The organism is Amycolatopsis sp. cg9 (assembly GCF_041346945.1).
Classification (GTDB): Bacteria; Actinomycetota; Actinomycetes; order Mycobacteriales; family Pseudonocardiaceae; genus Amycolatopsis.
The window spans coordinates 7,042,176-7,066,465 of sequence record NZ_CP166850.1 but is presented as its reverse complement, the minus strand read 5'-3'; the positions used below and the strand labels follow the sequence as shown (position 1 = coordinate 7,066,465).

General features: G+C 74.0%; 22 protein-coding genes, 3 tRNA genes and 1 pseudogene. 19 read left to right on the top strand and 7 right to left on the bottom strand.

The genetic code is table 11. The features are described from left to right. The first annotated feature begins 29 nt into the window (after positions 1-29). The 4 genes from AB5J73_RS32985 (at position 30) to AB5J73_RS32970 (ending at position 2,471) form a co-directional block, all read left to right on the top strand. A tRNA-Gly gene (locus tag AB5J73_RS32985) sits at positions 30-102 on the top strand. Between the two features lie 23 nt (positions 103-125). Beyond that, positions 126-196, top strand: a tRNA-Cys gene (locus tag AB5J73_RS32980). Between the two features lies 1 nt (position 197). Beyond that, positions 198-269, top strand: a tRNA-Val gene (locus tag AB5J73_RS32975). A 294-nt stretch (positions 270-563) separates the two neighbouring features. Continuing rightward, positions 564-2,471: a prolyl oligopeptidase family serine peptidase gene (locus AB5J73_RS32970; RefSeq protein ID WP_370962634.1), complete on the top strand. Its 1,908-nt coding sequence runs from the start codon at positions 564-566 to the stop codon at positions 2,469-2,471. Positions 2,472-2,528: 57 nt separating this feature from the next. On the opposite strand, the gene AB5J73_RS32965 is transcribed toward AB5J73_RS32970, so the two are convergent. Next, positions 2,529-2,987, bottom strand: a complete 459-nt coding sequence (locus AB5J73_RS32965; protein WP_370962633.1) for a DUF1707 domain-containing protein — start codon at positions 2,985-2,987, stop codon at positions 2,529-2,531. A 162-nt stretch (positions 2,988-3,149) separates the two neighbouring features. On the opposite strand from AB5J73_RS32965, the gene AB5J73_RS32960 reads away from it, so the two are divergent. The 5 genes from AB5J73_RS32960 (at position 3,150) to AB5J73_RS32940 (ending at position 9,515) form a co-directional block, all read left to right on the top strand. Then, positions 3,150-3,836: a response regulator transcription factor gene (locus AB5J73_RS32960; RefSeq protein ID WP_370962632.1), complete on the top strand. Its 687-nt coding sequence runs from the start codon at positions 3,150-3,152 to the stop codon at positions 3,834-3,836. Further along, positions 3,833-5,215, top strand: coding sequence for an ATP-binding protein (locus tag AB5J73_RS32955; RefSeq protein ID WP_370962631.1), 1,383 nt, complete (start codon positions 3,833-3,835; stop codon positions 5,213-5,215). Before AB5J73_RS32960 ends, AB5J73_RS32955 begins: the two co-directional genes overlap by 4 nt. 56 nt (positions 5,216-5,271) lie before the next feature. Continuing rightward, positions 5,272-5,940: a DUF998 domain-containing protein gene (locus AB5J73_RS32950; protein WP_370962629.1), complete on the top strand. Its 669-nt coding sequence runs from the start codon at positions 5,272-5,274 to the stop codon at positions 5,938-5,940. Then, on the top strand, positions 5,937-7,919 hold the full coding sequence (locus tag AB5J73_RS32945) for a glycosyltransferase family 4 protein (RefSeq protein ID WP_370962628.1): 1,983 nt from the start codon (positions 5,937-5,939) through the stop codon (positions 7,917-7,919). The genes AB5J73_RS32950 and AB5J73_RS32945 overlap by 4 nt, the downstream gene beginning before the upstream one ends. Positions 7,920-8,093: 174 nt before the next feature. Next, positions 8,094-9,515 carry a M1 family metallopeptidase gene (locus tag AB5J73_RS32940; protein WP_370962627.1) on the top strand — a complete coding sequence of 474 codons (1,422 nt, stop codon included), beginning with the start codon at positions 8,094-8,096 and terminating at the stop codon, positions 9,513-9,515. A gap of 13 nt (positions 9,516-9,528) precedes the next feature. Here AB5J73_RS32940 and AB5J73_RS32935 read toward each other — a convergent pair whose 3' ends face one another. Next, complete coding sequence (locus tag AB5J73_RS32935) at positions 9,529-10,539, bottom strand: alcohol dehydrogenase catalytic domain-containing protein (protein WP_370962625.1); 1,011 nt, start codon at positions 10,537-10,539, stop codon at positions 9,529-9,531. Positions 10,540-10,606: 67 nt separating this feature from the next. Further along, the gene (locus AB5J73_RS32930; RefSeq protein ID WP_370962624.1) at positions 10,607-11,227 is read right to left on the bottom strand and encodes a hypothetical protein; all 621 of its coding nucleotides are present in this window, start codon (positions 11,225-11,227) and stop codon (positions 10,607-10,609) included. Between the two features lie 221 nt (positions 11,228-11,448). Here AB5J73_RS32930 and AB5J73_RS32925 point away from each other — a divergent pair, with 221 nt between their 5' ends. Continuing rightward, entirely contained in the window at positions 11,449-12,858 is a 1,410-nt protein-coding gene (locus AB5J73_RS32925) for a glycosyltransferase (RefSeq protein WP_370962623.1), read from the top strand. Then, on the top strand, positions 12,855-13,820 hold the full coding sequence (locus AB5J73_RS32920) for a galactose-1-phosphate uridylyltransferase (protein ID WP_370962622.1): 966 nt from the start codon (positions 12,855-12,857) through the stop codon (positions 13,818-13,820). The genes AB5J73_RS32925 and AB5J73_RS32920 overlap by 4 nt, the downstream gene beginning before the upstream one ends. 50 nt (positions 13,821-13,870) lie before the next feature. On the opposite strand, the gene AB5J73_RS32915 is transcribed toward AB5J73_RS32920, so the two are convergent. Together AB5J73_RS32915 and AB5J73_RS32910 are read right to left on the bottom strand one after the other, a co-directional pair. Further along, complete coding sequence (locus AB5J73_RS32915; protein WP_370962621.1) at positions 13,871-14,320, bottom strand: DUF6292 family protein; 450 nt, start codon at positions 14,318-14,320, stop codon at positions 13,871-13,873. Positions 14,321-14,328: 8 nt separating this feature from the next. Then, on the bottom strand, positions 14,329-15,714 hold the full coding sequence (locus AB5J73_RS32910; protein WP_370962620.1) for an MFS transporter: 1,386 nt from the start codon (positions 15,712-15,714) through the stop codon (positions 14,329-14,331). Positions 15,715-15,843: 129 nt separating this feature from the next. On the opposite strand from AB5J73_RS32910, the pseudogene AB5J73_RS32905 reads away from it, so the two are divergent. The 4 genes and pseudogenes from AB5J73_RS32905 to AB5J73_RS32890 all read left to right on the top strand — a co-directional run. Further along, positions 15,844-16,242: pseudogene (locus AB5J73_RS32905) on the top strand (ATP-binding cassette domain-containing protein); the annotation flags it as partial. Between the two features lie 55 nt (positions 16,243-16,297). After that, entirely contained in the window at positions 16,298-16,819 is a 522-nt protein-coding gene (locus AB5J73_RS32900) for an AAA family ATPase (protein ID WP_370973410.1), read from the top strand. A 2-nt stretch (positions 16,820-16,821) separates the two neighbouring features. Beyond that, the gene (locus tag AB5J73_RS32895; protein ID WP_370973409.1) at positions 16,822-17,970 is read left to right on the top strand and encodes an ABC transporter permease; all 1,149 of its coding nucleotides are present in this window, start codon (positions 16,822-16,824) and stop codon (positions 17,968-17,970) included. Further along, complete coding sequence (locus tag AB5J73_RS32890; protein WP_370962619.1) at positions 17,967-19,124, top strand: ABC transporter permease; 1,158 nt, start codon at positions 17,967-17,969, stop codon at positions 19,122-19,124. Before AB5J73_RS32895 ends, AB5J73_RS32890 begins: the two co-directional genes overlap by 4 nt. A 37-nt stretch (positions 19,125-19,161) precedes the next feature. Here AB5J73_RS32890 and AB5J73_RS32885 read toward each other — a convergent pair whose 3' ends face one another. Further along, positions 19,162-19,896 carry an ABC transporter permease gene (locus AB5J73_RS32885; RefSeq protein ID WP_370962618.1) on the bottom strand — a complete coding sequence of 245 codons (735 nt, stop codon included), beginning with the start codon at positions 19,894-19,896 and terminating at the stop codon, positions 19,162-19,164. After that, complete coding sequence (locus tag AB5J73_RS32880; protein WP_370962617.1) at positions 19,893-20,618, bottom strand: ABC transporter ATP-binding protein; 726 nt, start codon at positions 20,616-20,618, stop codon at positions 19,893-19,895. The genes AB5J73_RS32885 and AB5J73_RS32880 overlap by 4 nt, the downstream gene beginning before the upstream one ends. Positions 20,619-20,787: 169 nt before the next feature. Here AB5J73_RS32880 and AB5J73_RS32875 point away from each other — a divergent pair, with 169 nt between their 5' ends. The 4 genes from AB5J73_RS32875 to AB5J73_RS32860 are packed head-to-tail and all read left to right on the top strand — an operon-like array spanning position 20,788 to position 24,283. Next, a complete protein-coding gene (locus AB5J73_RS32875; RefSeq protein ID WP_370962616.1) occupies positions 20,788-22,344 on the top strand; it encodes an AAA family ATPase in 1,557 nt (518 codons plus the stop codon). After that, positions 22,344-23,354: an NAD(P)H nitroreductase gene (locus tag AB5J73_RS32870; RefSeq protein WP_370962614.1), complete on the top strand. Its 1,011-nt coding sequence runs from the start codon at positions 22,344-22,346 to the stop codon at positions 23,352-23,354. The genes AB5J73_RS32875 and AB5J73_RS32870 overlap by 1 nt, the downstream gene beginning before the upstream one ends. A gap of 15 nt (positions 23,355-23,369) precedes the next feature. Further along, on the top strand, positions 23,370-23,609 hold the full coding sequence (locus AB5J73_RS32865; RefSeq protein WP_370962613.1) for an SHOCT domain-containing protein: 240 nt from the start codon (positions 23,370-23,372) through the stop codon (positions 23,607-23,609). A gap of 2 nt (positions 23,610-23,611) precedes the next feature. Then, positions 23,612-24,283 (top strand): hypothetical protein, encoded by a 672-nt coding sequence (locus tag AB5J73_RS32860; protein ID WP_370962612.1) that lies wholly within the window; start codon positions 23,612-23,614, stop codon positions 24,281-24,283. Positions 24,284-24,290 lie beyond the last annotated feature (7 nt).

The following is a 24,290-nucleotide window of genomic DNA, read 5'->3' as shown; positions in this document are numbered from 1 at the left end:
GGGGGAACACCTTCCCGGAACCGCGGAGTGCGGATGTAGCGCAGCTGGTAGCGCATCACCTTGCCAAGGTGAGGGTCGCGGGTTCGAATCCCGTCATCCGCTCGGTAGGCTCTCGAGCCTGTCACGGTGGAGTGGCCGAGAGGCGAGGCAACGGCCTGCAAAGCCGTGTACACGGGTTCGAATCCCGTCTCCACCTCGCGCGATTAGCTCAGCGGGAGAGCGCTTCCCTGACACGGAAGAGGTCACTGGTTCAATCCCAGTATCGCGCACGCGAGTTCGAAGCCCTGTCCCTCCTCGGAGGGGCAGGGCTTCAGTCGTTGGTGGGCGACGATCCGGCGATGGCCTCCGCAGGTTCGGGAAGGTGAAGCTGGGCAGCACGATGCGGATGCCGGAGCATTTCCCACGCCTTCTTCAGCGGCTAAAACCTTTACTCGCCAATACTGATCCGCACCTTGGCTGGGCGGGCGCGTTCGGGTACTGCTTCGTCGATGCGGTCGCACGCTCCCGTCCGAGCGCACTGCCTTGTCCACGTGGTGCGCTGTTGACGTTGGCAGACTGATCTCATGACCGATCTGACTGCCGAACTCGTGGTCGACGGGCGCGTCCCGCAGGTCCCGGCTCTCGCTCCGGACGGGCGTCTGCTCTGCTACGTTCTCGCCCCCGTCAGCAAAATCGATGACCACCTCGACACCGCGCTCTGGCTCGCCGACGTCGAAGGCGACGGTGGGTGGCGGCGGGCGACAGCCGACGCTGCGACGGAGTCCCGGCCTCGCTGGTCCGCGGACTCGCGCACGCTGTACTTCCTGTCCGACCGCGATGAGCGTGGCACTCCGCAGCTATACCGGCTCACCCCCGCCGACGGTGTGGTGATCGCGTTGACCGGCTGGCGCGCCGGCATCACCGACCACCTGCCGCTCGCCGATCCCGGCCTGGTCGCGCTGCTCGCCGAGGACGAACCCACTGAGCAGGACGCCCGGCGCGACCAGGAACGCGACGACGCCATTGTCGTCGGCGAATGCGAACCGCGTGCCCGGCTTCGCCTGCTCGACCTGCGCACCGGCCACGTCACCACCCCGAGCGTGTTCGACGACCGGCACGTCGAGGAACTGCGGCAACGCCCCGACGGTGGCCCGCTCGCCGTGCTCACCCAGGCCGGCGCCGACAAGGACTACGGCCCCCGCACCGGCCAGCTGCACCTGTTCGACCCCACCACCGGGACCGCGGAGGACCTCGGACCGGTCGAGGCCGAACCGCGTTCCCTGGCCTGGTGGCCGGCCGAAGACGGTTGGCACCTCGGTTACCTCGCCCTCACCCCACCGGTCCTCCACGCCGGCGCCGCCGTGTTCGACCTGGCCATGGGCAGCCGCGTCCGGCGCAACCGCACCGCCGGCCTTCCGATGTGCCCCGTCGAACTGTGTCAGACCGACGCTGCTCCGCTGGTGGTGTTCGCCAACGGCCTGGACACGACCCTGTCCCGGCTCGACCCCGACGGCCCCACGCCGCTGTCGCAGCACCCCGGCCACCTCGATGCCCTCACCACCACCCCCGCGGGCACGACGATCGCGGCCTTGACCAGCACCCGTCACCGACCCACGAACGTGCACGTGGGGCCACCGACCGGGCCGCTGCGCAGGATCACGGACACCCGCCCCGAACTGGACGACATCACCTTCGGCACCCAGCGCCCGCTGGCCTATCGAGCCGCCGACGGCCTCGATCTGGACGGTCTGCTCGTGCTGCCCGTCGGGAAGTCCGCCTCGGACGGCCCGTTCCCGCTCGTCACGATCGTGCACGGCGGCCCCTACGACCGGTACGCCGATCGCCTCCAGTTGTTCTCGTTCCCCGGCGCACGGGCACAGTGGCTGGCCACTGCCGGGTACGCGGTGTTCCTGCCCAACCCGCGCGGCGGCCAGGGCCACGGTCACGAGTTCGCAGTCAGCGTCGCGGGCAGGGTCGGCCGGGAGGAATGGACCGACATCCTGACCGGCATCGACCTGCTCATCGCCGAGGGCGTCGCCGACCCCGACCGGCTGGGCATCGCCGGCGGGAGCCACGGCGGATTCATGGCCGCCTGGGCGATCGGGCAGACCGACCGGTTCCGCGCCGCACTGGTCGACGCGGGTGTCATCGACTGGGGGATGCTCGCCGCGACCGGGGAGCACGGCCAGTACGACGGCGCGCTAAGCGGCAGTATCGGGTGGGAGGGGATCGGCCCGCACCCGCACGACGCGGTCAGCCCGGCCTCCTTTGCCAGCCGGGTCCGCACCCCGGTGCTCATACTGCACGGTGCCGAGGACACCAACGTCCCGCTCGGCCAGGCCGTGTACTTCCACCGGGCATTGCGCTACTTCGGTGCTGTGCACGAGTTCGTGGTCTACCCCAGAGAGGGCCACTCGATCCGGGAACGCAACCACCAACTCGACGTCCTGCGCCGCACCCGTGCCTGGTTCGACCGCCGGCTCCGGACCTGAGCGGGAACGTCTGGTCCTGGCGTGGTTGTTCCCGTACAAGCAATCCCGGAGACGGCGTCAGCCGCCGTGGGGGTGCTCGAGGGCGGCCGGTCCGTGCGCCTCGAAGCCGTCCGGGCCGAAGCCGTGCACAGCGCTCGCCGCGATTGCCGCCGTGATCAGGAGTCCGATGAGGACGGTGACGATGACCAGCAGCCGGCGGCGGCCGGGTGTGGGTTCGGGGGTGCGGCCGCGCAGGACCGCTACTTCCGCCGCCAGCGCCGCGGCCGCGGCGGACAGGATCTGCCGCCAGCCCTTGGGGGCGGCGCTCGGCTCCGGGGCGGGCAGGTCGGCGGTCATCGCGGCCAGTTCGTGGCGGTAGCGGATCTGCTCGAGGCGGCCGAGGCGTTCCTCGACCTCGTCCATGGTCAGCCGGCCTTCCCCGGCCGCCGCGTAGAGGGCGGCGCGGACTTCCTCACGTTCCGCATCCGAGCAGCGGATCCCTTCGGGCACCGTGGTTCCTGGCGCGTTCTCGCTCATCGATTGTCCTCCTGCGTTCGAAATCGGCCTCTCCCGAGGCTAACCGCGAAAATCGGGGCGGGACCGCGGCGAACGTTAATCTTCGATGAGAGTTCCGCGCCCCGCCGCGAACCTCGACTACAGTTACCGTGTGTCATCGGCAACGGGACGAGAGGACGCCGGGTGCACCTGGTGATCGTCGACGACGAGACCGCCGTGCAGGACTCGCTTTCGCGCACGTTGCGGTTCGAGGGCTACACCGTCTCCATCGCGGGCGACGGCGCCGCCGGGCTCAGCGTGATCCGCGACGAGAGCCCCGACGGTGTGCTGCTCGACGTCACCATGCCGGTGCTCGGCGGCCTCGAGGTGTGCCGGGTGCTGCGTGCCGGAGGCAACACCGTGCCCGTGCTCATGCTGACCGCGCGCACCGCCGTCACCGACCGGGTGGCCGGCCTCGACGCCGGGGCCGACGACTACCTCGTCAAGCCGTTCGCGCTGCAGGAGCTGCTGGCTCGGGTGCGGGCACTGCTGCGCCGCACCGAATACCACGCGCCACCCGCCCCCGCGGTGCTGCGCTTCGGCGGTGTGGCCCTCGACCCGGCGACGCGGGAAGTGTTCCGCGGCGATCGTGCGCTGCACCTGACCCGGACCGAGTTCGCGATGCTCGAGACGTTCCTGCGCCACCCCCGGATCGTGCTCACCCGCTCCGCGATGTTCGAGCACGTCTGGGGCTACGACTTCGGGGCCGCGTCCAACGGGCTCGACGTCTACGTCAGCTACCTGCGCCGCAAACTGGAAGCCGGGGGCGAGCCGAGGCTGCTGCACACGGTCCGCGGCGTCGGGTACGTCCTGCGCGAGGAACCGCTGTGAAACGCCCCCGCTGGAAGACGCTGTCCCTGCGCGCCCGGCTCGGCGCCCTGGTGGCCGTCGCGGTCGCGCTCGCCGTGGTGACGGTCTCGGCGATCTCCTGGGGCATCACCCGGGCCGACCTCTACGACCAGTTCGACGCCCGGCTGCAGTCCTACGCCCAGCTCGCCGCGAAAGCCGCCTCGCCCGAGGAAGCCCTCTCGACCCTGCGCTCCACCACGACCAAGCCCGGGCCCGACCGGAACAACGGCCTCACCGTCCAGTTCCGCTCGGCCGCCGGCGCCGTCACCGGAACCGCGGGCGCGATCCCGGAACTCCCGCCCCCAGCACCGGAAGCGCCGTTCTCGGTCAGCCGGGCGGCCAACGTCCACCGCGACGGGGACCGGTTCCGCATGTGGACGGCCACGCGATCCGACGGCGGGACGGTCCAGGTCGCCCAGGACTCCGAAGACGTCGAGGACAGCCTGGCCCGGCTGGGCTTCTGGCTGCTCGTCGTGTCCGCCGCAGGCGTGCTCGGCGCCACGGTGGTCGGCCGGGCGATCGCCCGCTCGGCGCTCCAGCCGGTCGACGACCTCACCTCGGCCGCCGAAAACATCGCCCGCACCCAGGAGCTGTCGGCGGCGATCGACGTCACCGCGAGCGGCGAGATCGGGCGGCTGGCGACGTCGTTCAACGCGATGCTCGGCGCGCTGAGCCGCTCCCGCGACGAGCAGCGGAGGCTGGTCGAAGACGCCGGCCACGAACTGCGCACCCCGTTGACGAGCCTGCGCACCAACATCGAGCTGCTGATCCACGCCGACGCCAACCCCGGGCGGCAGCTGCCGGCCGAAGACCGCTCCAGGCTGCTGACCGACCTCGACACCCAAGCCGTCGAGCTGACGGCCCTGATCGGCGAGCTGGTCGACCTGTCCACCGGCGAACGGCCGAGCGAAGCCGAGGAACACCTCGCGCTGGCCGACGTCGTCACCGCGGCCGTCGAACGAACCCGGTCGCGGTGGCCGAACGTCACCTTCGACGCCGAACTCACCGAGGCCGACGTCCTCGCGCGCCCGGCGGCGCTCGAGCGCGCGGTGCTGAACGTGCTCGACAACGCCGCGAAGTGGTCGCCTGACGGCGGCAAGGTGCTGGTCACCATGTCGGCCGGGACCGGGACGGTGCGCGTGCGCGTCGACGACGAAGGCCCGGGCATCCCCGAGGCCGATCTGCCGCACGTGTTCGAGCGGTTCTACCGGGCCGACGCCGCCCGCGCGCTCCCCGGCTCCGGGCTCGGGCTGGCCATCGTCGAACAGGTCCTCACCCAGCACGGCGGACACGCTTCGGCCTCGCGCGCCGGCAGCGGGGGCGCCCGGTTCGACCTCGTCTTCCCGCTGGCCGCTTCTTAAGCAAACCCAGCGCGATCTTCATCGAACTCTCATGGACGGCCACCACTGTCTGACTTGTGACTCCACGGACCGCGCTTTCGCCACCACCGCCGGCGACGGTGACGCTGGTCACGGCCGTCGTCGCGCAGGCGATCATCGCCGGGCTGACCTTCGGGTTCGCCGGCCACGTCAGCCCCTGGCGCGACCCGGTCAGCGACTACGCCTGGCACCGCGGCGGCCGGCTCCTGTTCACCGTCGCCATCCTCCTGCTGCTCGCCGCCGCGGCCGCCTTGGCGGTGGCCGCCCGGCTCGCCGCCCTGCCGCGTGGCCCGCTGGTGAACACCCTCTTCCTGCTCTGGGCCGCCGGGCTCGTGGTGGTCCTGGTCTTCCGCAGCAACCCCAGCGCCGCCGACCCCACCCTCTCCGGTGAGCTCCACCGCGCCGGCGGGGCCGTGCTGTTCGCGAGCCTGCCCCTCGCCGCGTGGACGTTGAGCGCTCGGTTGCGAAGCGAACCTCGCTGGGCGGCGACGGCACCGGCGCTCCGGCGCGGCGCGATCTCCGGCGTCGTGACCGCGGCCGCGTTCGGCACGGCGCAGGTGGTCAGCTGGCTCCCGGCCGGCCTGCTCGAACGCGCCGCGCTGCTGGCCGAGTTCCTCATCGTCACCACGACGGCCGTCGCCCTGCGGCGTGCGGCCCGCGGCCCGCGGCACCGCGCGGCCACCCCGGCTTCGGAGCCCGTCCGATGACCGCTCTCGCCGTCGTGTGCGCGTTGCTCGCCGCCGCGCTGTTCGCGGTGGCCGCGACCCGGCAGCACGCCGAGGTCGCCGGGCTGGCCGTCGAGGGCGTACCCGGGTTGCCCACCCTCGCCCGGCTGCTGCGTTCTCCCGGCTGGTGGGCGGGTACCGGCCTCGCGACCGGCGGCAGCCTGCTGCACGTCGTCGCGCTTTCCCTGGCCCCGCTCCCGGTCGTCCAGCCGCTCGGGGTGTTCAGCCTCGTCCTGACCGTCCTGTTCGGACGGCGCGCCCGCACCCGCCGGGTGGTGACCGCGGTCGTGCTCGTGGTCGCGGGGGTGGCCGGCTTCGTCGCGCTCGCGGCGTCGGCCGGCCCGGGCCAGGCGATCAGCGCGGGGACGGCCGAAGGCGTGGCCGTCACGGGGTTCGTGATCGCGGCGCTGACCTGGTTCGCCCGCGCGGGGTGCGCCGCGCTCGCCGCGGCGTCGGCTGTCCTCTTCGGACTCGGCTCGTCGGTCGTGCACGCGGCCGCGTCCCAATCCCCGGCCACGGCGGCGCTGCTGGGCGGCCAGGCCCTGCTGCTGCTCGGCGCCGGCGGCGTCGTCCTGCACCGCGCGTACGCCGCGGGGCCCACCGCGGTCGTCGTCGGGACGACGACCGTGCTCGACCCCCTGACCGCCGTCGCCGTGGCCGCGCTGGCCTACGGCGAAGTCCCCCGGCCCGCGGCCGCACTCGCCGCGGTCGCCGCTCTCGCCGGCGTGCGCGTACTCGCCGGTGCCGTTCCGCAAGCCCCATCGAAATCCGAGGAGAGCCCCGTGCACCCGACCGGCCTTCGCGTCCTGATCGGCGCCGACACGTTCCCGCCCGACATCAACGGCGCGGCGTTCTTCGCCGAGCGCCTGGCCCGGGGGCTCGCCGGCCGCGGCCACGAGGTCCACGTCGCCTGCCCGTCCGACACCGGCCCGCCCCGCACCGAGGAACGCGACGGCTACACGGTCCACCGGATCCGCTCGCGGGCCATCCCGTTCCACGGCGACTACCGCTTCTGCACCCCCGGCGCCGCCCGCCCGGCCGTCGGCGAGATCCTCGACGAGGTCCGCCCGGACGTGGTCCACGTGCAAGCCCACTTCGGCGTTGGCCGCACCCTGCTCGGAGTGGCCGCCGAACGCGGGATCCCGGGCGTGGCCACCAACCACTTCATGCCGGACAACCTCCTCGGGTACACACCGTTCCCGCGCCGGGTGAAGGCCGCGATCGCCCGCTGGGCGTGGAAAGACCTGGTGCGCGTCTACCGCGACGCGCGCCTGGTCACCACGCCGACCCCGCGCGCGGCCGAAGTCCTCGCCCGGATCGGGCTCGACCGGCCCGCCCAGGTCGTGTCGTGCGGCATCGACCTCGGCCACTACGCCGTACCGGCCCGCCCGGCCGACCGGCCGATGTCGGTCCTGTTCGTCGGGCGCCTCGACGCGGAGAAGAACATAGACCAGCTGCTGCGCGCCCTCGCCCCGCTGCCGCACGTCCGCGCGGACCTCGTCGGCGACGGCACCCGCCGCCGCGACCTCGAAGCGCTCGCCGGAGACCTCGGCATCGGCGACCGGGTGACCTTCCACGGTTTCGTCTCCGACGCGGATCTGGTGCACCGCTACGCCGAGGCCGACGTGTTCTGCATGCCGGGCACCGCCGAGCTGCAGAGCCTCGCCACCATGGAAGCCATGGCCGCGCGCCTCCCGGTCATCGCCGCCGACGCGCTCGCCCTCCCGCACCTGGTCCACCACGGCGAAAACGGCTACCTGTTCGAACCGGGCGCGATCACCACCTTCACGCGGTGGATCGCCGACCTGGCCGCCGACCCGGGCGCGCGCGCCCGCATGGGCGAGGCGTCCCGCGCGATCGTCGCCCACCACGACGTCGAGAACGCGCTGGCGACTTTCGAGTCGCAGTACCGGATCCTGCTCGGGGTGCCCGCGCCGGCCGCGGTCGGTCAGGCCGCGTGAAGGCTCGGTCGAATCCGACCCGGCGGGCGGCGGGGCATGCCGGACTCGACGCCCGCAAATCGCCACGACCGGCCAGGAACCGCCCGAACCGGACCCGGGGCCGGCCAGTACAGGCTTGAAGCGCGTGTCGGATCGGACCTACTCTTCAGCGTCGATGATGGCCGAGGAGGATCGATGCGAGGCGTCAACCGGGGCCGTGGCCGCTTGGTGATCATCTGCTGTGCGCTGTCCGCCGGGCTGCTGGCCGCGACGAGTCCGGCAGCGGATGCGGCGCAGGCGCCGCGCTATTCCCCCGGGGCGCCGGGTGCCGGGGATCCCTACTTCCCCGAGATGGGCAACGGCGGTTACGACGTCAGCCACTACGACATCCGGCTGGCGTTCAGCCCCGGAACCGGAGCGATCGACGCGACCACGACGATCCTCGCCACGGCCACCCAGGACCTGTCCCGGTTCGACCTGGATTTCCAGGGGCCGCTGACGATCAGCCGGCTCTCGGTGAACGGCCTGGACGCCGCCTTCACCCGCAGCGGGACCCAGGAGCTGGTGATCACCCCGCCGCACGGGCTGCGGAAGGGCAGCGCCTTCGCCGTCTCGGTGAGCTACGCCGGCGTGCCGCGGAAGATCGACGACCCCGCGCTGGGCCTCTCCGGCTGGGTCGCCACCAAGGACGGCGCGGTCGCGCTCAACCAGCCGATCGGCGCGGCGACCTACTACCCGGTCAACGACACCACCACCGACAAGGCGACCTACACCCAGACCATCACCGTCCCGGCCGGGCTCACCGTGCTGGCCAACGGCGAACCCGGGCCCACCACCACGCGCGACCACCGGACCACCTTCCGCTGGACCATGAACCGGCCGATGGCCAGCGAGCTGAGCATGCTCGCGATCGGCGACTACGACGTCACCCGCGGCGTGGCGGCCGGCGGGTTGCCGAACATCACCGCGATCGGCAAGTCGATCGACACCGAACCCGGTCAGGGCAAGGTGTTCAACCAGACCACGGCGCAGGTCGTCCAGTGGGAATCGTCGGTGTACGGGCCGTACCCGTTCGACTCGACCGGCGGCATCCTCGCCGACGTCGGCGTCGGCTACGCCCTCGAGACCCAGAGCCGGCCGGTCTACGACCAGGACACCAGCGACGTCGACGGCGACCTGCTCGCCCACGAACTCGGCCACCAGTGGTTCGGCGACAGCCTCACCCCGGTGCGCTGGTCGGACATCTGGCTCAACGAAGGCTTCGCGACCTACTCGGAATGGCTCTACCAAGAGAAGTTCGACGGCATCCCCGTGTCCCAGTCCTTCGCGAAGGCGTACGCCGACGAGAAGGACTGGAGCGGCGAAGTCGCCGACCCCGGCCGTGACCACATCTTCGACGACCTGGTCTACAACCGCGGCGCGATGGCACTGCAGGCACTGCGCATGAAGATCGGCGACCGAGCCTTCTTCGACGTGCTCACCCGGTGGCCGACGGCCCACCGCTACGGCAATGTCTCGACGCGGCAGTTCATCCAGTTCGTCGAGCGGCTGACCCACCGCGACCTCGGCTCGTTCTTCCGCACCTGGCTCTACCAGCCGGGCAAGCCGGCGCTCTGAGCCGCCGCGGGGATCAGTACTCGATCACCAGGCGGGCCGGGACGCGGTTGGCCAGGACCTCCTCGAACGCGTCGTTGACGTCCTCCAGCTTCCGGGTCTGCGCCGTCACCGTGGTGCGGCCGGCCGCGTGCAGGGCGAACACCTCCGCCAGGTCCTTGCGCGTGCCGACGATCGAACCGAGCACCGAGATGCCCTTGATCACCGCTTCGAAGATCGGGACCGGCAGGACGCCGCCCGCCGGGATCCCGACGCACACCAGGCGGCCACCGCGGCGCAGGGAGCCCAGCGCCTGCTCGAACGCGCTCGGCGCGGCCGCGAGCACGATCGCGACGTCGGCGCCGCCCCGGGCCTGGATGGCGGCGACCGGGTCCGCCGACTTCGCGTCGACCACCTCGTCGGCGCCGAGTTCGCGGGCCAGGTCCAGTTTCCCCGGCTCGATGTCGACCGCCGTGACGAAGCCGCCGGCGATGCGGGCGTACTGGATCGCCAGGTGCCCGAGGCCGCCGACGCCGAACACCGCGACGCGGTCCGCCGGGCGGACGTTGCCGACCTTCACGGCCTTGTACGTCGTCACGCCCGCGCACGTCAGCGGCGACGCCTCGAGCGGCGGGACGCCGTCGGGTACCGGTACCGCGTAGTGCGCGTCGGCGACGGCGTATTCCGCGTAGCCGCCGTCGATCGAGTAGCCCGTGTTCTGCTGCGACTCGCACAACGTTTCCCAGCCGGAGACGCAGAAGCCGCACTCACCACAGGCGGATCCGAGCCACGGCAGGGCAACCCGCTGCCCGATCCGGCCGGCCGGTACGCCCGCGCCGACCCGTTCGACGATCCCGACGCCCTCGTGGCCCGGGATCAGCGGCAGCGGCGGCTTGACCGGCCAGTCGCCGCGGGCCGCGTGGATGTCGGTGTGGCAGATCCCGCAGGTCTCCAGCCGCACCAGCAGCTGCCGCGGCCCGGGCTCCGGGATCGGGACCTCCCGCAGTTCCAGCGGGGACGAGAAGTCGGTGACGACGGCTGCCTTCATGTGCGCTCCTTCGAGGATGGTGTGCCCGAGGATCACGCAGCCGTCCCCGGCGAACTGTGGCCTCCGGTCACGAGCCCGCGGGACTTTGGTCACCACGCCGGGTACGGCGGGCCTGCAGGTCCGCCCACTCCCGCTGCCAGCCGGCGAGGCGGAAGCGGTTCAGCACCAGCACAACCGCGCGGTAGGCCAGCCACAGGAGGGACACCGCGCCCGCCCACAGGCCCGCCGCGATCACCACGGAATCGACGAGCGCCGACTCCGGCGTGCCGGGGCGCTCGACCGGCGAACCCGCGGCGTCCAGCCAGATCGGCACCTCGTTGCCGGCGACCGTGCCCGGCGGCGCGGCCACCACGCCGGTGCGCCGCTCGCCGTCGCGGGTCGTCCAGGTCGCGGCCGCCGGGCCGGACTCCCCCGGGACGCCACCGGGCCCGGCCGCGGCCGGGGTGGGGCCGTCGGCCAGCAGGACCGCCGTCGCGGTGTAGCGCGAAGCCAGCTGCTCACCGGCCCGGGCCGCCGCGCCGGCGTGGAAACCGATACCGAACAGGACCGCGACCGCCGCCGCGCCCATCGACAGCAGCAGCACGAACCCCAGCAGGGCCGCCTGGATCCGGTCCGAGGCACGGGCCACCGTGCCCCGGCCGGGCAGGAGTGTGTGCCGCAGCCGGGTGAGTCGCGTCCTCGTGTCCATCGTCCTCGCCTTCCTCGTCGCCGGATCGGGGGTGCGCCCAGCATCGCCTCCGCAGGCGCGGGTACCGGAGAGCACGACGTAACCCGGCGCGGGGCAACCCGTCCCGTGCTCCCGGGGTCTTGCGGCCGTCGCGGGCCGCGGTTCCGGTGACTTTGGGCCCTGGCGGCACCGGCGCCGGCGGGCCGACGCTGGAACCCCGCCCGCCGAGGGAGAGGTCCGGGATGCAAACGGTCGACATCGGTGAGCTCTCCGTCTCCGCGTACCGGAAGGTCGCGCCGGACTGGATCGTGGAACCCCTCCTCGCCGTCGCGGAACGGCTCCGCGGGGCCCGCGTCGTCCACCTGAGCGCCACGCCGTACGGCGGTGGGGTGTCCGAGCTGCTGCGGTCGGCGGTGCCGCTCTACAACGACCTCGGCGTACGGGCGACGTGGAAGATCATCAGCGGCGAGCCGGCCTTCTTCGCCGTGACGAAGAAGCTCCACAACGCGCTGCAGGGCGGAAAGGAACCGATCACCGACGCCGAAATCCGCCGGTACGAAGAAACCTCGCGCCGCAACGCCGAGCAGCTCTCGGCCGATCCGGACTTCGCCGGGTGCGACTTCGTGTTCGTGCACGACCCGCAGCCCGCCGCCGTGCTGTCCTTCGCGGACTTCCGCGGCGGGAAGTCGGTGTGGCGCTGCCACATCGACACCTCCCAGCCGGCGCCGGGTGCTTGGGACCACCTCGGCAAGTTCGTCGAAGGCTACGACGCGACCGTGTTCACCATGGCCGGCTTCGTGCCGCCGAGCCTGTCCCCCGGCCGGGCCGACATCATCAGCCCGGCGATCGACCCGCTCAGCCCCAAGAACATGTCGCTGGACGACCGGACCGCGCACGCCGTGCTCAACTGGATCGGCATCGAGCCCGACCGCCCGCTCGTCACTCAGGTGTCCCGCTTCGACCCGTGGAAGGACCCGCTGGGCGTGATCGAGGCGTTCCGGCTGGTGCGGCCCGAAGTGCCCGGCCTCCAGCTGGCCCTGGTCGGGTCCATGGCGCTCGACGACCCCGAAGGGTGGGACGTCTACCGCCGGATCGGCGAAGCCAGCCGCACGGACCCGGACATCCACGTCTTCACCAACCTGACCGGCGTCGGCAACGTCGAGGTCAACGCCTTCCAGCGGTTCTCCTCGGTGATGATCCAGAAGTCCATCCGGGAGGGGTTCGGGCTCGTCGTGTCCGAGGCGCTGTGGAAGGGCACCCCGGTCGTCGCCGGACGGACCGGCGGCATCCCGCTGCAGGTCGCCGACGACGCGGGCGGGATCCTGGTCGATTCCACCGCCGGGTGCGCGCAATCGCTCCTGGACCTGCTGCGCGATCCTGGGCGGTCGGCGGCGCTGGCCGCGGCCGGCCGCGAGCGCGTCCGCCGGCACTTCCTCCTCCCCCGGCTCCTGCTCGACGAGCTGACGCTGCTGGACGGTCTCGCGCACGGCGACCCGCCCGGTGCGCTGATGACCCGCTCCGACCACCGCGACCCCGTCTGCGGCCTCACGACCCCGCCCGGTCCCGGAACGCCGACGGAGGTGCGGGACGGTCACCGCTACCGCTTCTGCTCACGCCAATGCCGGACGGCGTTCCTGCGGGACCAGTCGTGAAGGCCCGGCCCTGGCACGGCGGGGAGCTGCGCTGGAACGCCGAGAGCGAGGACTGGACCGTCCTCGCCCCCGGCCGCCGGAGCCGCCCCCACAGCGCGGCCGGAGCCACGTGCCCGTTCTGCCCCGGACCGGCCGAAGACACCCCACCCGAGACGTGGCGGCTGGCCGGCGGGGAGACCGGCTGGCGGGTGCGCGCGGTCCCGAACCGCTACGCGCTCTCGGACCGGCACGAGATCGTCATCGAGTCCCCGCGGCACGACTGGGACCTGGCCACCGGGACCGACCGGGAAGCGGCCGACGTGCTCGGTGCCTGGCAGCACCGGCACCGCGCGCTGCGCCCCTCGGCCGCCCAGGTCGTCGTGTTCCGCAACCACGGCCACGCGGCCGGGATCTCCCTGGCCCACCCGCATTCGCAGGTGGCGGGCCTGCCGGTGCTGTCCGCGGCCACCCGCCGCGAGCTGGACACCGCCCGCGCGCACCACGCCGGCCACGGCCGCCGGCTCGCCGACGAGCTGCTCGAAGCGGCGCTGAGCGACGGGAAGCGGATCGTGTTCGCCGACGACGACGTGGTCGCCTACGCCCCGTTCGCGCCGATCGCCGCCTACGAGGTCCGGATCGTGCCCCGCACCGCCCGGCCCGACTTCGCCACCGCTCCCGCCGGGGAGGTCCACGCCGCGGCGCGCTGCCTGCGTGCGGTTTCGGCCGCGCTGCGCGCCGAGCTGGACGATCCGGCCTACAACATCGTCGTGCGGACGGCGCCGGCGGGCTACGAGACCGCGCCGTTCCTCGCCTGGTCGCTCCAGCTGGTCCCCCGGCTGGAGATCCCCGCCGGGCTCGAGCTCGCGACCGGGGTCCCGGTGACGACCGTGACGCCGGAACACGCCGCCGGCCGCCTCCGCACCGTCCTCGGCACGCACGCTTCGGGCCGGCGGGGGCCGGCCGGGCCGGGATCGGCGCGGTAGCCCCTCCCGCGGTGCGGTCCGGCGCGCTCCCGCCAGCGTGGACGTTCCGGTCAGCCCACCGGAGGCAGGAACGACCCGCCGGCGGTCCAGGAGTCCCGGCGGTACCGCGTCAGCAGGGACGGCACATCGGCCGAGGCGCTCCCGAGGTCCGGCGGTACCGGCGCGGTCACCGGGCCGCCGTGCGACCGGATGGCGGCCACGAAATCGCGGACCCGGGCGGGCCGGGGTACCAGCTCGCGCCCGAGGTAGGCGAGCACCAGCAGGTCCTCGCCGGACCGCGTCTCCATCGCCAGCGACCAGCCGTACCGCTCGTCCCACAGCAGCGCCGTGTCGCGGTCGGGACAACGGCCCAGCCGCGCGTCCAGCGCGATGTAGGCCGACACGGGAGCGTCGACGTCCACCGTGCAGGACTCCGCCCCCACGCCGACAGCGGCGCTCACCTCCGCCAGGTAGCCGGTCAGTCCGCACAGCAACCCGTATTCACGGTCGATATCGGTCACCAGGGGAATCACGCTCCATCGGTCCGCGTCGCACAGCGGCAACGCCGGTGGCGTTTCGCGCCGCGTCCCGACGCTACGGTTCCGCGGGCGTCCCGGGATGTCGTCGTTCGTCCTCGGGCCGGAGGACTTTCGTCACCTGGCCGCAGCCCGGCCCACCCGGCGAGCAGGACGGCGGCCCCGGCGCCGAGCAGCACGAACCGGATGGCCGGGACACCGCGCACCGGGTCCCCGAGTCCCGAGAGAACGCTCGAGACGGCGATCGCCACGAGCAGCGCGATCCGGCCGCCCGCCTCGACGAACGCGAACACCCGGCCCCGGATGTCGTCGCCGACCTCGCCACCCAGCAGCGTCCAGCCCACCAGGAAGGCCAGCCCGGCGCCGGCTCCGGTGCCCACGCACGCGGCCGCCGCCGTCACCGGGTCCGGGGCCAGCGCCAGCAGCGCGACCGAGCCGCCGGCGACCACGAGGGCCACCGCGAACCAGCGCCGGTGCGGGAGGACGTGCGCCAGCGCGGGACCGGCGGCGACGCCGAGGGCCATCCCGGCGAACAACGCCGCGAACAGGAGCGGGAACGCGGCGCCGCCGCCATGGACGGACGCGGCGAACCGCTGGATGGCACCGATCACGACGCCGGCCCCGCCGAAGGCGACGAGGATGCCCGCGACCAGCCCGCGGACGAAGGCGGTCCGCAGGACGAACCGCCACGCTTCGCCGAGCTCGCGCCGGATCCCGGGATGGGCGGCCGGGTGGGGACGTCCGCTCAGTTCCGGGACCGCCGTGGCGAGGACGCCGGCGTTCACCAGGAACGTGAGCGCGTTCAGGTACAGCGCGACGGTGACCGGGTCCGCGAGGTGCGCCAGGCCGCCCAGTCCCGCCATGACCAGCGCCGCCACCACCGGTGTGACGCCGTAGGTGGTCGCCAGGGACAACCGGTTGGCCGCCTCCAGGTGCGCGCGCGGGACCAGGTTGGGCACCGCGGCGTCCCGCGCCGGCGACCACACCATGGCGAGGGCCTCGATCAGGAACGTCGCGGCCGCGGCCCAGCCGACCGCCGGGCCCGGCCCGCTCACCAGCCCGACGGCCGGGATCGAGGCGAAGAGCGCGAACCTCAGGACGTCGCAGACGATCATGGTGCGGCGCCGGTCGAACCGGTCCACCAGGACCCCGGCCAGCGGGCCGAGCACCAGCGCGGGCAGCAGCCGCACGGCGATCACCCCGCCGAAGGCCGCGCCCTGGGCGACGGGGCTGCTGAACCGGCCGGCGGCGAAGGCGGACGTCGCGAGCAAGCCCAGCCAGTCCCCGACCGAAGAGACCGCGAGGACCAGCCACAGCCGCCGGAACGGCCGGATCCGCAGGACCGCGGACACGCTGGCACGGCTGCCGGGCTCCGGCACGGCGGCACCTCCTTCGCGCGTCCGGGCCGAGTCTCGGCCGCGCCCCACCGGGCCACCAGGTCCGTCGGTCCCCGGCCCCGCGGACCTTGGACCCTGCCGGGGCGCGGCCCGCCCGCCGATGCTGGGCCGATGACGCAGCAGGCACCGCCCCCGCTCCGCGCCGCGACCGCCGACGTGCTGGCCGTGACCGGGCTGGGCAAGCGGTTCGGCGACCGGGTCGCGGTCGACGACGTGGCGTTCACCGTCGCGGCCGGGGAGACCTACGGACTGCTCGGCCCGAACGGCGCGGGCAAGACCACCACCATCCGCCTCGTCTGCGGCCTGCTGCGGCCGGACGCCGGCCGGGTGCTGGTCGGCGGGATCCCGGTGAGCCCGGCCTCGACCGCGGGGCGGGGCCGGATCGGCTACGTGCCGCAAGAAGTCGCGCTGTACCCGGATCTGACCGCGCGCGAGAACCTCGCCTTCTTCGGCCGGCTGTACCGGTTGCGGGGCCGGCTCCTGCGCGAGCGCGTCGACGAGGTCCTGGACCTGATCGGGCTCACCGGCCGCGCGCGGGACAAGGTCCAGTCGTTCTCCGGGGGGGATGCGGCGGCGGCTCAACATCGGCGCCGGCCTGCTGCACCGCCCGACCCTGCTGGTGCTCGACGAGCCGACCGTGGGCGTCGACCCGCAGAGCCGCCACGCGATCATGGAGAGCGTGCGGCGGTTCGGCTCCGCCGGGATGGCGGTGCTGTACACCACGCACGACATGACGGAGGCCGAGCGGCTCTGCGACCGGGTCGGGATCGTCGACCGCGGCAGGCTGATCGCGGAAGGCACCCGCCGCGAGCTGGTGGCCCGGCTCGGCGAACGGGACCGGATCACCCTCTCCGCGGCCGGCGACCTCGCCGCGTTCGCGGCGCTGTGCCGGGAGCTGCCCGGGGTCGAGCGCGCCGACGTCACCGGGACCGAGGTCCACCTGGTCGGGCCGGACGGCGGCAGGCTGCTGCCCGCGGTGCTGGCGGCCGCCGAACGCGCCGGGGCCGGCATCCGCTCCGCCGAAGTGACCGAGCCGGACCTCGAAGCGGTGTTCCTGCACCTCACCGGCACCGCCCTGCGGGACTGACCGTGCGGGCCGCCTTCGTCATCGCCGCCAAGGACCTGCGCCAGCGGGCGCGCGACCGGTCCGCCTGGGCGCTGGGTTTCCTGGCCCCGGTCGCGATCGCCGGGCTGATCAGCTTCGCCTTCGGTGGCACGGAAGCGTTCCACGCCGACATCGCGGTGGTGGACGAGGACCACGGGGCGCTCGCGAGCGCCTTGACCGCGCTCCTGGCCGGCCCGGAAGTGGGCACGGTGCTCACCGTCAAGCCGGTCACCGGCGCTTCCGACGCCCGGGGCCGGGTCGACCGCGGCGAACTCGGCGCGGCCGTGGTGATCCCGGCCGGGTTCTCCGCCGCGGCCGGGGGCCGCCCGGTCACCGTCTTGACCACTGTGGACAGTCCGCTGGCCGGGCAGGTCACCCGTTCGGTCGCCGAGGCGTTCGCCGCCCGGCTGGCCGCCGGCCGGCTCGCGGTCGCGACCGCGGCCGCCGCGGGCGCGCCGCCCGGCGACCTCGCCGCCCGGGCGGCGGCGCTGCGCCTGCCCGAGCAGGTGATCCGCCGGGCCGCCGGGACCCGGTCGATCAGCGGGGTCGAGTACTACGGGCCGGCCATGGGGCTGTTCTTCGTGCTCTTCGCCATCGGGTTCGGGGCCCGCGGGTACTTCCTCGAACAGCGGGACGGCACCCTCGACCGCATCGCCGTCGCGCCGGTGGGCCCGTTCACGGTGCTCGCCGGCAAGTCACTCGCGACCTTCGGCTACAGCGCCGCCAGCCTGGGCACGGTCTGCGCGGTCACCTCACTGGTGTTCGGCGCCGACTGGGGACCGCCGGTCGCGGTGGCCGTGCTCGTCGCCGCCGTCGCGCTGAGCGTGGTGTGCCTGACCGCGTTCGTGATCGCGGTGTCCCGCACCGAGCGCCAGGCCGACGAGCTCTCCGCGATCCTCGCGTTCGGGCTGGTGCTCGTCGGCGGGAACTTCGTGTCGCTGGGCACGGCGCCGGAGTTCCTGCGCCGGGTGGCGCTGGCCACCCCGAACGGGTGGGCGTTGCGCGCCTTCACCGACCTGGCCGGGGGCGCCGGCGCGGGCGCGGTCGTGGTGCCCGTGCTGGCGATCCTGGCGTTCTGCGCGGTGCTGGCCACCGCGGCCGGCGTCCTCCACCGCCGGGCGGTGCGCGGATGACCGTCCTCACCATCGCGGCCGCCTCGCTCAAGCGGATGCTGCGCGACCGCGTCGCCGCGTTCTTCATGGTCCTGCTGCCGCTGGTGGTGATCCTGGTGATCGGCGCGACCGTCGGTGGCCCGGCCACCCCGCGGGTCGGTGTCGCCGCCGCGCCGGGCCCGCTCGCCACCGGGCTCGTCGAGACCTTGGGCCGCACCGAAGGGCTGCGCGCGAGCACGTTCGCCACCGAAGAAGCCGCCCGTGACGCCTTGCGGCGCAACGAGGTCGACGCCGTCCTGCTGGTCCCCGCCGGGTTCGACGCCGCGCTCGCCGCCGGCCGCTCCGCCGAGCTCCCCCTGCTCGTCGCGGCGACGACCGGGCCCGCGCAAGGCGCGTGGCAGGCGGTGTCGGCCGGCGTCGCCCGGCACGCGGCGGCGGTCCAGGCGGCCGGCTTCGCCGCGGTGGCGGCCGGCGGCACCCTGTCCGAGCGGCTGCCGCTCGCCCGCGCGCTCGACGCCACGCTGCCGCCGGTGGTGGTGCGCGGCGAGGTGGTGAACGGCACCGGCGAGGCCCTGCCCGGCGGGTTCGGCTCCAGCGCCCCGACGATGCTCGTGCTGTTCGTCTTCGTCAATTCGCTGGCCGCCGGGGCGCTGATGGTGCAGACGCGGCAGCTCGGCATCCACACCCGGGTGCTGGCCGCGCCCGTCCACGCCCGGGAGATCGTGCTCGGCGAGTCGCTCTGCTACCTCGCGCTCGCGCTGCTGCAGTCGGCGCTGATCGTCACCGCCGGCGCGGTGCTGTTCGGGGTGGGCTGGGGCAACCCGCTCGCCGCCGCCGTGCTGACCGTCGTGTGGGCGGTCGTGGGCACCGGCGCCGGGATGTTCGGCGGCACCCTGTTCCGCACGCCGGAGCAGGCTTCGGCGCTCGGCCCGACGACCGGCGTCGCGTTCGGCATGCTCGGCGGCTGCATGTGGCCGCTGGAGATCGTGCCGGACGCGGTGCGCGAGCTGGGCCACCTGACCCCGCACGCCTGGGCGGTGGACGCGTGGACGACGCTGCTGGCCCGCGGCGGCGGCCTCGGCGACATCCTGGCGCCGCTCGGGGTGCTCGGCGCGTTCGCGGTGCTGCTGCTGGGATTCGCGTCGCTGCGGCTGCAGCGGTCGTTGACCACCTGAGGCGCGAGGTCCCGGCGGGCGACAGCTCCGCCGGGGTTCAGGGCGTCCGGCGGCGCAGGGTGGCCGCGCCCAGGAGCAGGGCCACGATCGCGCAGCCCGCGATGATCGCCACGTTGCGGACCAGGGTGCCGTCGATCGTGGGCGAGCGGGTCACGTGGGTGAGGGCGTCCACCGCGTAGGACAGCGGCAGGACGTCGGAGACCGCGGTGAGCAGCCAGCCCATCGAGTCGCGCGGGACGAACAGGCCGCACAGCAGGAACTGCGGCAGCACGAACACCGGGAGGAACTGGATCGCCTGGAACTCCGTGCGGGCGAACGCGCTGACGAACAGCCCGAGCGCGGTGCCCAGGAGCGCGTCCAGCACGACCACGAGCAGCAACGTCCAGACCGACCCGGCGATGTCGAGGCCGAGCCAGGTCAGGGAGATCCCGGCGGCGACCAGCACCTGGAGGGTGGCCAGCAGCCCGAACGCCAGCGCGTAGCCGAAGAGCAGGTCGAGCTTGCCGATCGGCAGCGTCATCAGGCGTTCGAACGTCCCCGTAGTGCGTTCGCGCAGGGTGGTGATCGAGGTGAGCAGGAACATGATCGTGAACGGGAAGATGCCGAGCAGCGCCGGGGCGATCCCGCTGAAGCGCTGCTCGGAGTTCAGCACGTAGCGCAGCAGGATCATCAGCAGGCTGGGCACGCCGATGATGAGCGCGACGGTGCGCGGGTCGTGGCGCAGCTGGGTGAGGATCCGGCGGGTGGTGGCGAAGGTGATCGCGGCGCTCATCCCTTCGCTCCTTCCCGCGCCCTGATCAGCCGCAGGAACGCCTGCTCGAGATCGGGCGCGCCGGTCCGCTCCCGCAAGGCGTCCGGAGTGGCCCCGGCCAGCAGCTTTCCCCGGTGCAGCAGCAGGAGTTCGTCACAGCGGGCGGCCTCGTCCATGACGTGGCTGGAGATCAGCAGGGTGACGCCGGTGGCGGCCAGGCCGTGGAAGAGCGTCCACAGCTCGTCGCGCAGTTCCGGGTCGGAGCCGACGGTCGGCTCGTCGAGCACCAGCAGTTCGGGGGTGCCGAGCAGCGCGACGGCCAAGTTGGCCCGGCCGCGCTGGCCGCCGGAGAGCCGGCCGACCAGTGTGCGGGCCGAGGACCCGAGGCCGGTCTCCGCGACCACCCGGTCCACGTCGGACGGACGCGCGCCGAGCACCGCGGCGAAGTAGCGCAGGGCCTCGAGCACCGTGAGGTCCGCGTAGATCGCCGGCTCCTGGGTCGCGTAGCCGATCCGGCGCCGCAGGTCCGGGTCGCCGGCGGGCCGCCCGAGCACGGTCACCGCACCCGACTCGACGACCTGGACACCGACGACGGAGCGCATCAGCGTGCTCTTGCCGCAGCCGTTGGGGCCGAGCAGCCCGGTCACCGTGCCCCGCCGGACCGCGCACCCGATGCCGCGCAGGACCTCCTGCCCGCCGCGGCGGACCCGGAGGTCCTCGACCACGATCGCCGGTTCGCCCACGTCACGCTCCTTTCGCGCTCGCCGGTCCAGCCTGGGCGCTCCCGGGCGCCGGGACAGGTGCCCGCGGTCCCGGCTCGCGGTGACTTTCGTCCTCGACCGGGGACTTCCGGCGCCCGGCCGGGGACCTAACGCCCTTCGGCGCGGCCCGCCGCGCGCGGAGCCTCGGAACATGGACACCCCCTGGGCCGCCGTGCACGAGACCCACATCGGCGTCGTCTTCCTCCTCGGAGACCGCGCCTACAAGCTCAAGAAGCCGGTCGACCTCGGTTTCCTGGACTTCTCCGCGCGCGAGACCCGCGAGCGGGTGTGCCACCGCGAGGTGGAGCTGAACCGGCGGCTGGCGCCGGACGTCTACCTCGGCGTCTCCGACGTCACCGGGCCGGACGGCTCGGTGTGCGACCACCTCGTCGTCATGCGCCGGCTGCCCGAAGGCCGCCGGCTGTCCACTTTGGTCCGTCGCGGCGTCCCGCTGGCCGTGACGATCCGCGCGCTGGCCCGGCGGCTCGCCGCCTTCCACGCGCGGGCCGAACGCGGCCCCGCGATCGACGCCGACGAGACCCGGGACGCCGTCCGCGCCCGGTGGCGCGACAGCTTCGCGCAGGTCCGGCCCTTCCACGGCGCCGTGCTCGACCCGACCACCGCGCTCGAGATCGAAGAACTCGCCGAAGAGTTCCTCGCCGGCCGCGAGGCCCTGTTCGACCGCCGGATCGCCGACGGCCACGTCGTCGACGGCCACGGCGACCTGCTCGCCGACGACATCTTCTGCCTCGAAGACGGCCCCCGCGTGCTCGACTGCCTGGAGTTCGACGACCACCTCCGGCACGTCGACGTCCTCGACGACGTCGCCTTCCTCGCGATGGACCTCGAACGGCTCGGCGCCCCGGAGCCGGCCGCGCAGCTCGTCGCCGCCTACCGGGAGTTCTCCGGCGACCCCGCTCCCCCGGCGCTGCTGCACCACTACCTCGCCTACCGCGCCTTCGTGCGGGTCAAGGTCGCCTGCCTGCGCTCGGCGCAGGGCGAGACCGAGGCCGCGGAACTCGCCCGCGACCACGCCGGAATCGCGCTGCGGCACCTCCGGCTCGGCCGCGTCCGGCTGGTCCTCGTCGGCGGCGCCCCCGGCACCGGCAAGTCCACGATCGCCGGCGGCCTCGCCGACCGGCTCGGCGCGACCCTCCTGCGGTCGGACCGGCTGCGCAAGGAGCTCGCCGGGCTGACGCCGGCCCCGCGGCCCGCCGAGGGCTACCGGCAGGGCCTGTACGACAGCCGGCACACCGACGCGACCTACGCCGAGCTCACCCGCCGGGCGGGCGCGCTGCTGGCGCTCGGGGAGACCGTCGTGCTCGACGCGTCCTGGTCGGCCGCCCGGCACCGGCGGCTCGCCGCCGACGCCGCCGGGCGCACCGGCAGCCCGGTGCTGGCCGTGCGGTGCGAGGTGCCGGAAACCGTTGCGGCGGACCGGATCGCCACCCGGACACCCGACCTCTCCGACGCCACCCCGCAGATCGCGCACCGGATGGCCGCCGACGCCGACCCGTGGCCCGAGGCGCACCCGCTCACGACCACGGGGCAGCCGCGGGAGTCGATCACGCGGGCCGTGGCGTCCCTCGTGCCTGAGCACCGAAAGTCCCCGGCCGAGAGGCATTCCGGCCCTGCCGGCGAGGACGGCCGCGGTGCGAGGGTCGAACCGGCAGCGGAAACCGACTCCGATCGCGAGGCAGGACGATGATGGACCGAGGACTCCCGGACGAGCTCACCGTCAGGACCGCGGTGGCCATGGCGGTCCGCGCGCCGTCGGTGCACAACTCCCAGCCGTGGTACTGGCGGATCGGGGACAGCTCGCTGCACCTGTACGCCGACCAGGACCGGCTGCTGCGCGAGACCGACCCGGACGGCCGGGACCTGCTGCTGAGCTGCGGCGCCGCGCTGCACCACCTCCGCGTCGGCTTCGCCGCCCTCGGCTGGACCGCCGAAGTGCACCGGCTGCCGAACCCGGACGAACCCGACCACCTCGCGGCCGTCACCCTGCGCCGGCACGAGCCGTCGCAGGACGAGGTCGCGATGGCCGCGGCGATCCCGCGCCGGCGCACCGACCGCCGCCGCCACAGCTCCTGGACCGTGCCGCGCGGGCACGTCGAGGAGATGGCCAAGGCAGCCGCGCACGAGGGCACCGTGCTGCAGGCGGCCGGGAACTCCGCCCGCTACCACCTGGCGACCGCGATCGAAGAGGCCTGGTTCCGCCACGCCGCCGACCCCGCCTACCGCACCGAACTCGCGGCCTGGAGCGGCCGCCACGTCGCTCCCGACGGAGTCCCGTCGCGCAACACCCCGGCCCCGGACGACACTCCCGGGGCGCTGCGGGGGCGGCCGTTCGCCGACCCGATGCTGGCCCAGCCGGCCGACGCCGACGCCGAGGACGACGAGACCGTGCTGCTGGTGCTGAGCACCGCCTCGGACGACCGGATGTCGCGGCTGCGCGCGGGCGAGGCCACGAGCGCGGTCCTGCTGACCGCCACCGCCTTCGGCCTGTCCTCGTGCCCGCTCACCGAGCCGCTGGAGATCGCCGACGTCCGCGAGTCCGTGACCGAAAAGGTCACCGGCGGGTCGTTCCCGCAGATGGTGCTGCGCATCGGCTGGGCGCCCGCCAACGCCGACCCGCTGCCGGCCACGCCGCGGCGCGACCTGGCCGACGTGCTGCAGCCGCTCGAGGCTCCCCCGAAGCACTTCCAGGCACACTAGGCGAAGGAGCCCGTCATGCCGTACTGGCAAAACCCCGGAACGATGGGCTGGTTCGGCGGCGTCGGCATGCTCGTGCTGATGGCGCTCGTGCTGGCCGCGCTGGTCGCCCTCGTCGTCGTCCTCGTCCGCCGGGCACCGCAGCCGCCGGCGCCGGGCGACGCCGCCCGCCGGATCCTCGACGAGCGGTTCGCGCGCGGCGAGATCGACCAGGAGGAGTACGAACGCCGGCGCGACGCGCTGACGCGAGCGAGCTGACCATGCGGGCGAAGGTGGTCGTCGTGACCCTGGTGTGCGGGCTGGGCCTCGCCGGCTGCGGGAGCGACCGAGGCGCGGCACCGGCACCGGGCAGCACCACGGCGGCCGCCACGGTGCCGGGCACCGCGACGACGGCCGCTTCCGCGCCGGGCACGACCACGGCGTCCCCGCGCCCGGCGACCCCGCCGCCCGCCACGCCGTCCTGCGCGGCGACCTCGGGCTGGGGCACGGAAGCGCGCTCCGACACGATGAGCCGGGACGCGCTGTACCTGGTCCGGGCCGGCCGCCACGCCTGCTTCGACCGCGTGGTCTTCGACGTCAACGGCCCGGCGGAAGCCGGGTACGCGGTCGGCTACGTCCCGGTCGTCGCCGCCGACCCGAAGGGCGACCCGGTGCCGGTTCCCGGCGGCGCGGCCCTGGAGGTCGTCGTGCGGGCGCCCGCGCTCGGCACCGACGGCTCGGGGCACCAGCCCGGCCGGGTGCTCGCCGCGACCGGCGACACCCTGGTGGCCACCCCGGGGTGGCCGTCCCTGCGGGCCGTGCGGTTCGCCGGCTCCTTCGAAGGCCAGAGCACGTTCGCCGTCGGCGTCGCCGCGAAGCTGCCCTTCCGCGTCTTCAGCCAGCTGGATCCCCGGGACGCGATCCGCCGGGTGGTCGTCGACATCGCGCACTGAGAGGACG

Coding starts and splice junctions, on each gene's coding strand:
- AB5J73_RS32945 (WP_370962628.1), top strand. CDS start 5,937: ATGACCGCTCTCGCCGTCGTGTGCGCGTTGCTCGCCGCCGCGCTGTTC.
- AB5J73_RS32970 (WP_370962634.1), top strand. CDS start 564: ATGACCGATCTGACTGCCGAACTCGTGGTCGACGGGCGCGTCCCGCAG.
- AB5J73_RS32865 (WP_370962613.1), top strand. CDS start 23,370: ATGCCGTACTGGCAAAACCCCGGAACGATGGGCTGGTTCGGCGGCGTC.
- AB5J73_RS32875 (WP_370962616.1), top strand. CDS start 20,788: ATGGACACCCCCTGGGCCGCCGTGCACGAGACCCACATCGGCGTCGTC.
- AB5J73_RS32925 (WP_370962623.1), top strand. CDS start 11,449: ATGCAAACGGTCGACATCGGTGAGCTCTCCGTCTCCGCGTACCGGAAG.
- AB5J73_RS32860 (WP_370962612.1), top strand. CDS start 23,612: ATGCGGGCGAAGGTGGTCGTCGTGACCCTGGTGTGCGGGCTGGGCCTC.
- AB5J73_RS32965 (WP_370962633.1), bottom strand. CDS start 2,987: ATGAGCGAGAACGCGCCAGGAACCACGGTGCCCGAAGGGATCCGCTGC.
- AB5J73_RS32885 (WP_370962618.1), bottom strand. CDS start 19,896: ATGAGCGCCGCGATCACCTTCGCCACCACCCGCCGGATCCTCACCCAG.
- AB5J73_RS32940 (WP_370962627.1), top strand. CDS start 8,094: ATGCGAGGCGTCAACCGGGGCCGTGGCCGCTTGGTGATCATCTGCTGT.
- AB5J73_RS32890 (WP_370962619.1), top strand. CDS start 17,967: ATGACCGTCCTCACCATCGCGGCCGCCTCGCTCAAGCGGATGCTGCGC.
- AB5J73_RS32870 (WP_370962614.1), top strand. CDS start 22,344: ATGGACCGAGGACTCCCGGACGAGCTCACCGTCAGGACCGCGGTGGCC.
- AB5J73_RS32900 (WP_370973410.1), top strand. CDS start 16,298: ATGCGGCGGCGGCTCAACATCGGCGCCGGCCTGCTGCACCGCCCGACC.
- AB5J73_RS32930 (WP_370962624.1), bottom strand. CDS start 11,227: ATGGACACGAGGACGCGACTCACCCGGCTGCGGCACACACTCCTGCCC.
- AB5J73_RS32935 (WP_370962625.1), bottom strand. CDS start 10,539: ATGAAGGCAGCCGTCGTCACCGACTTCTCGTCCCCGCTGGAACTGCGG.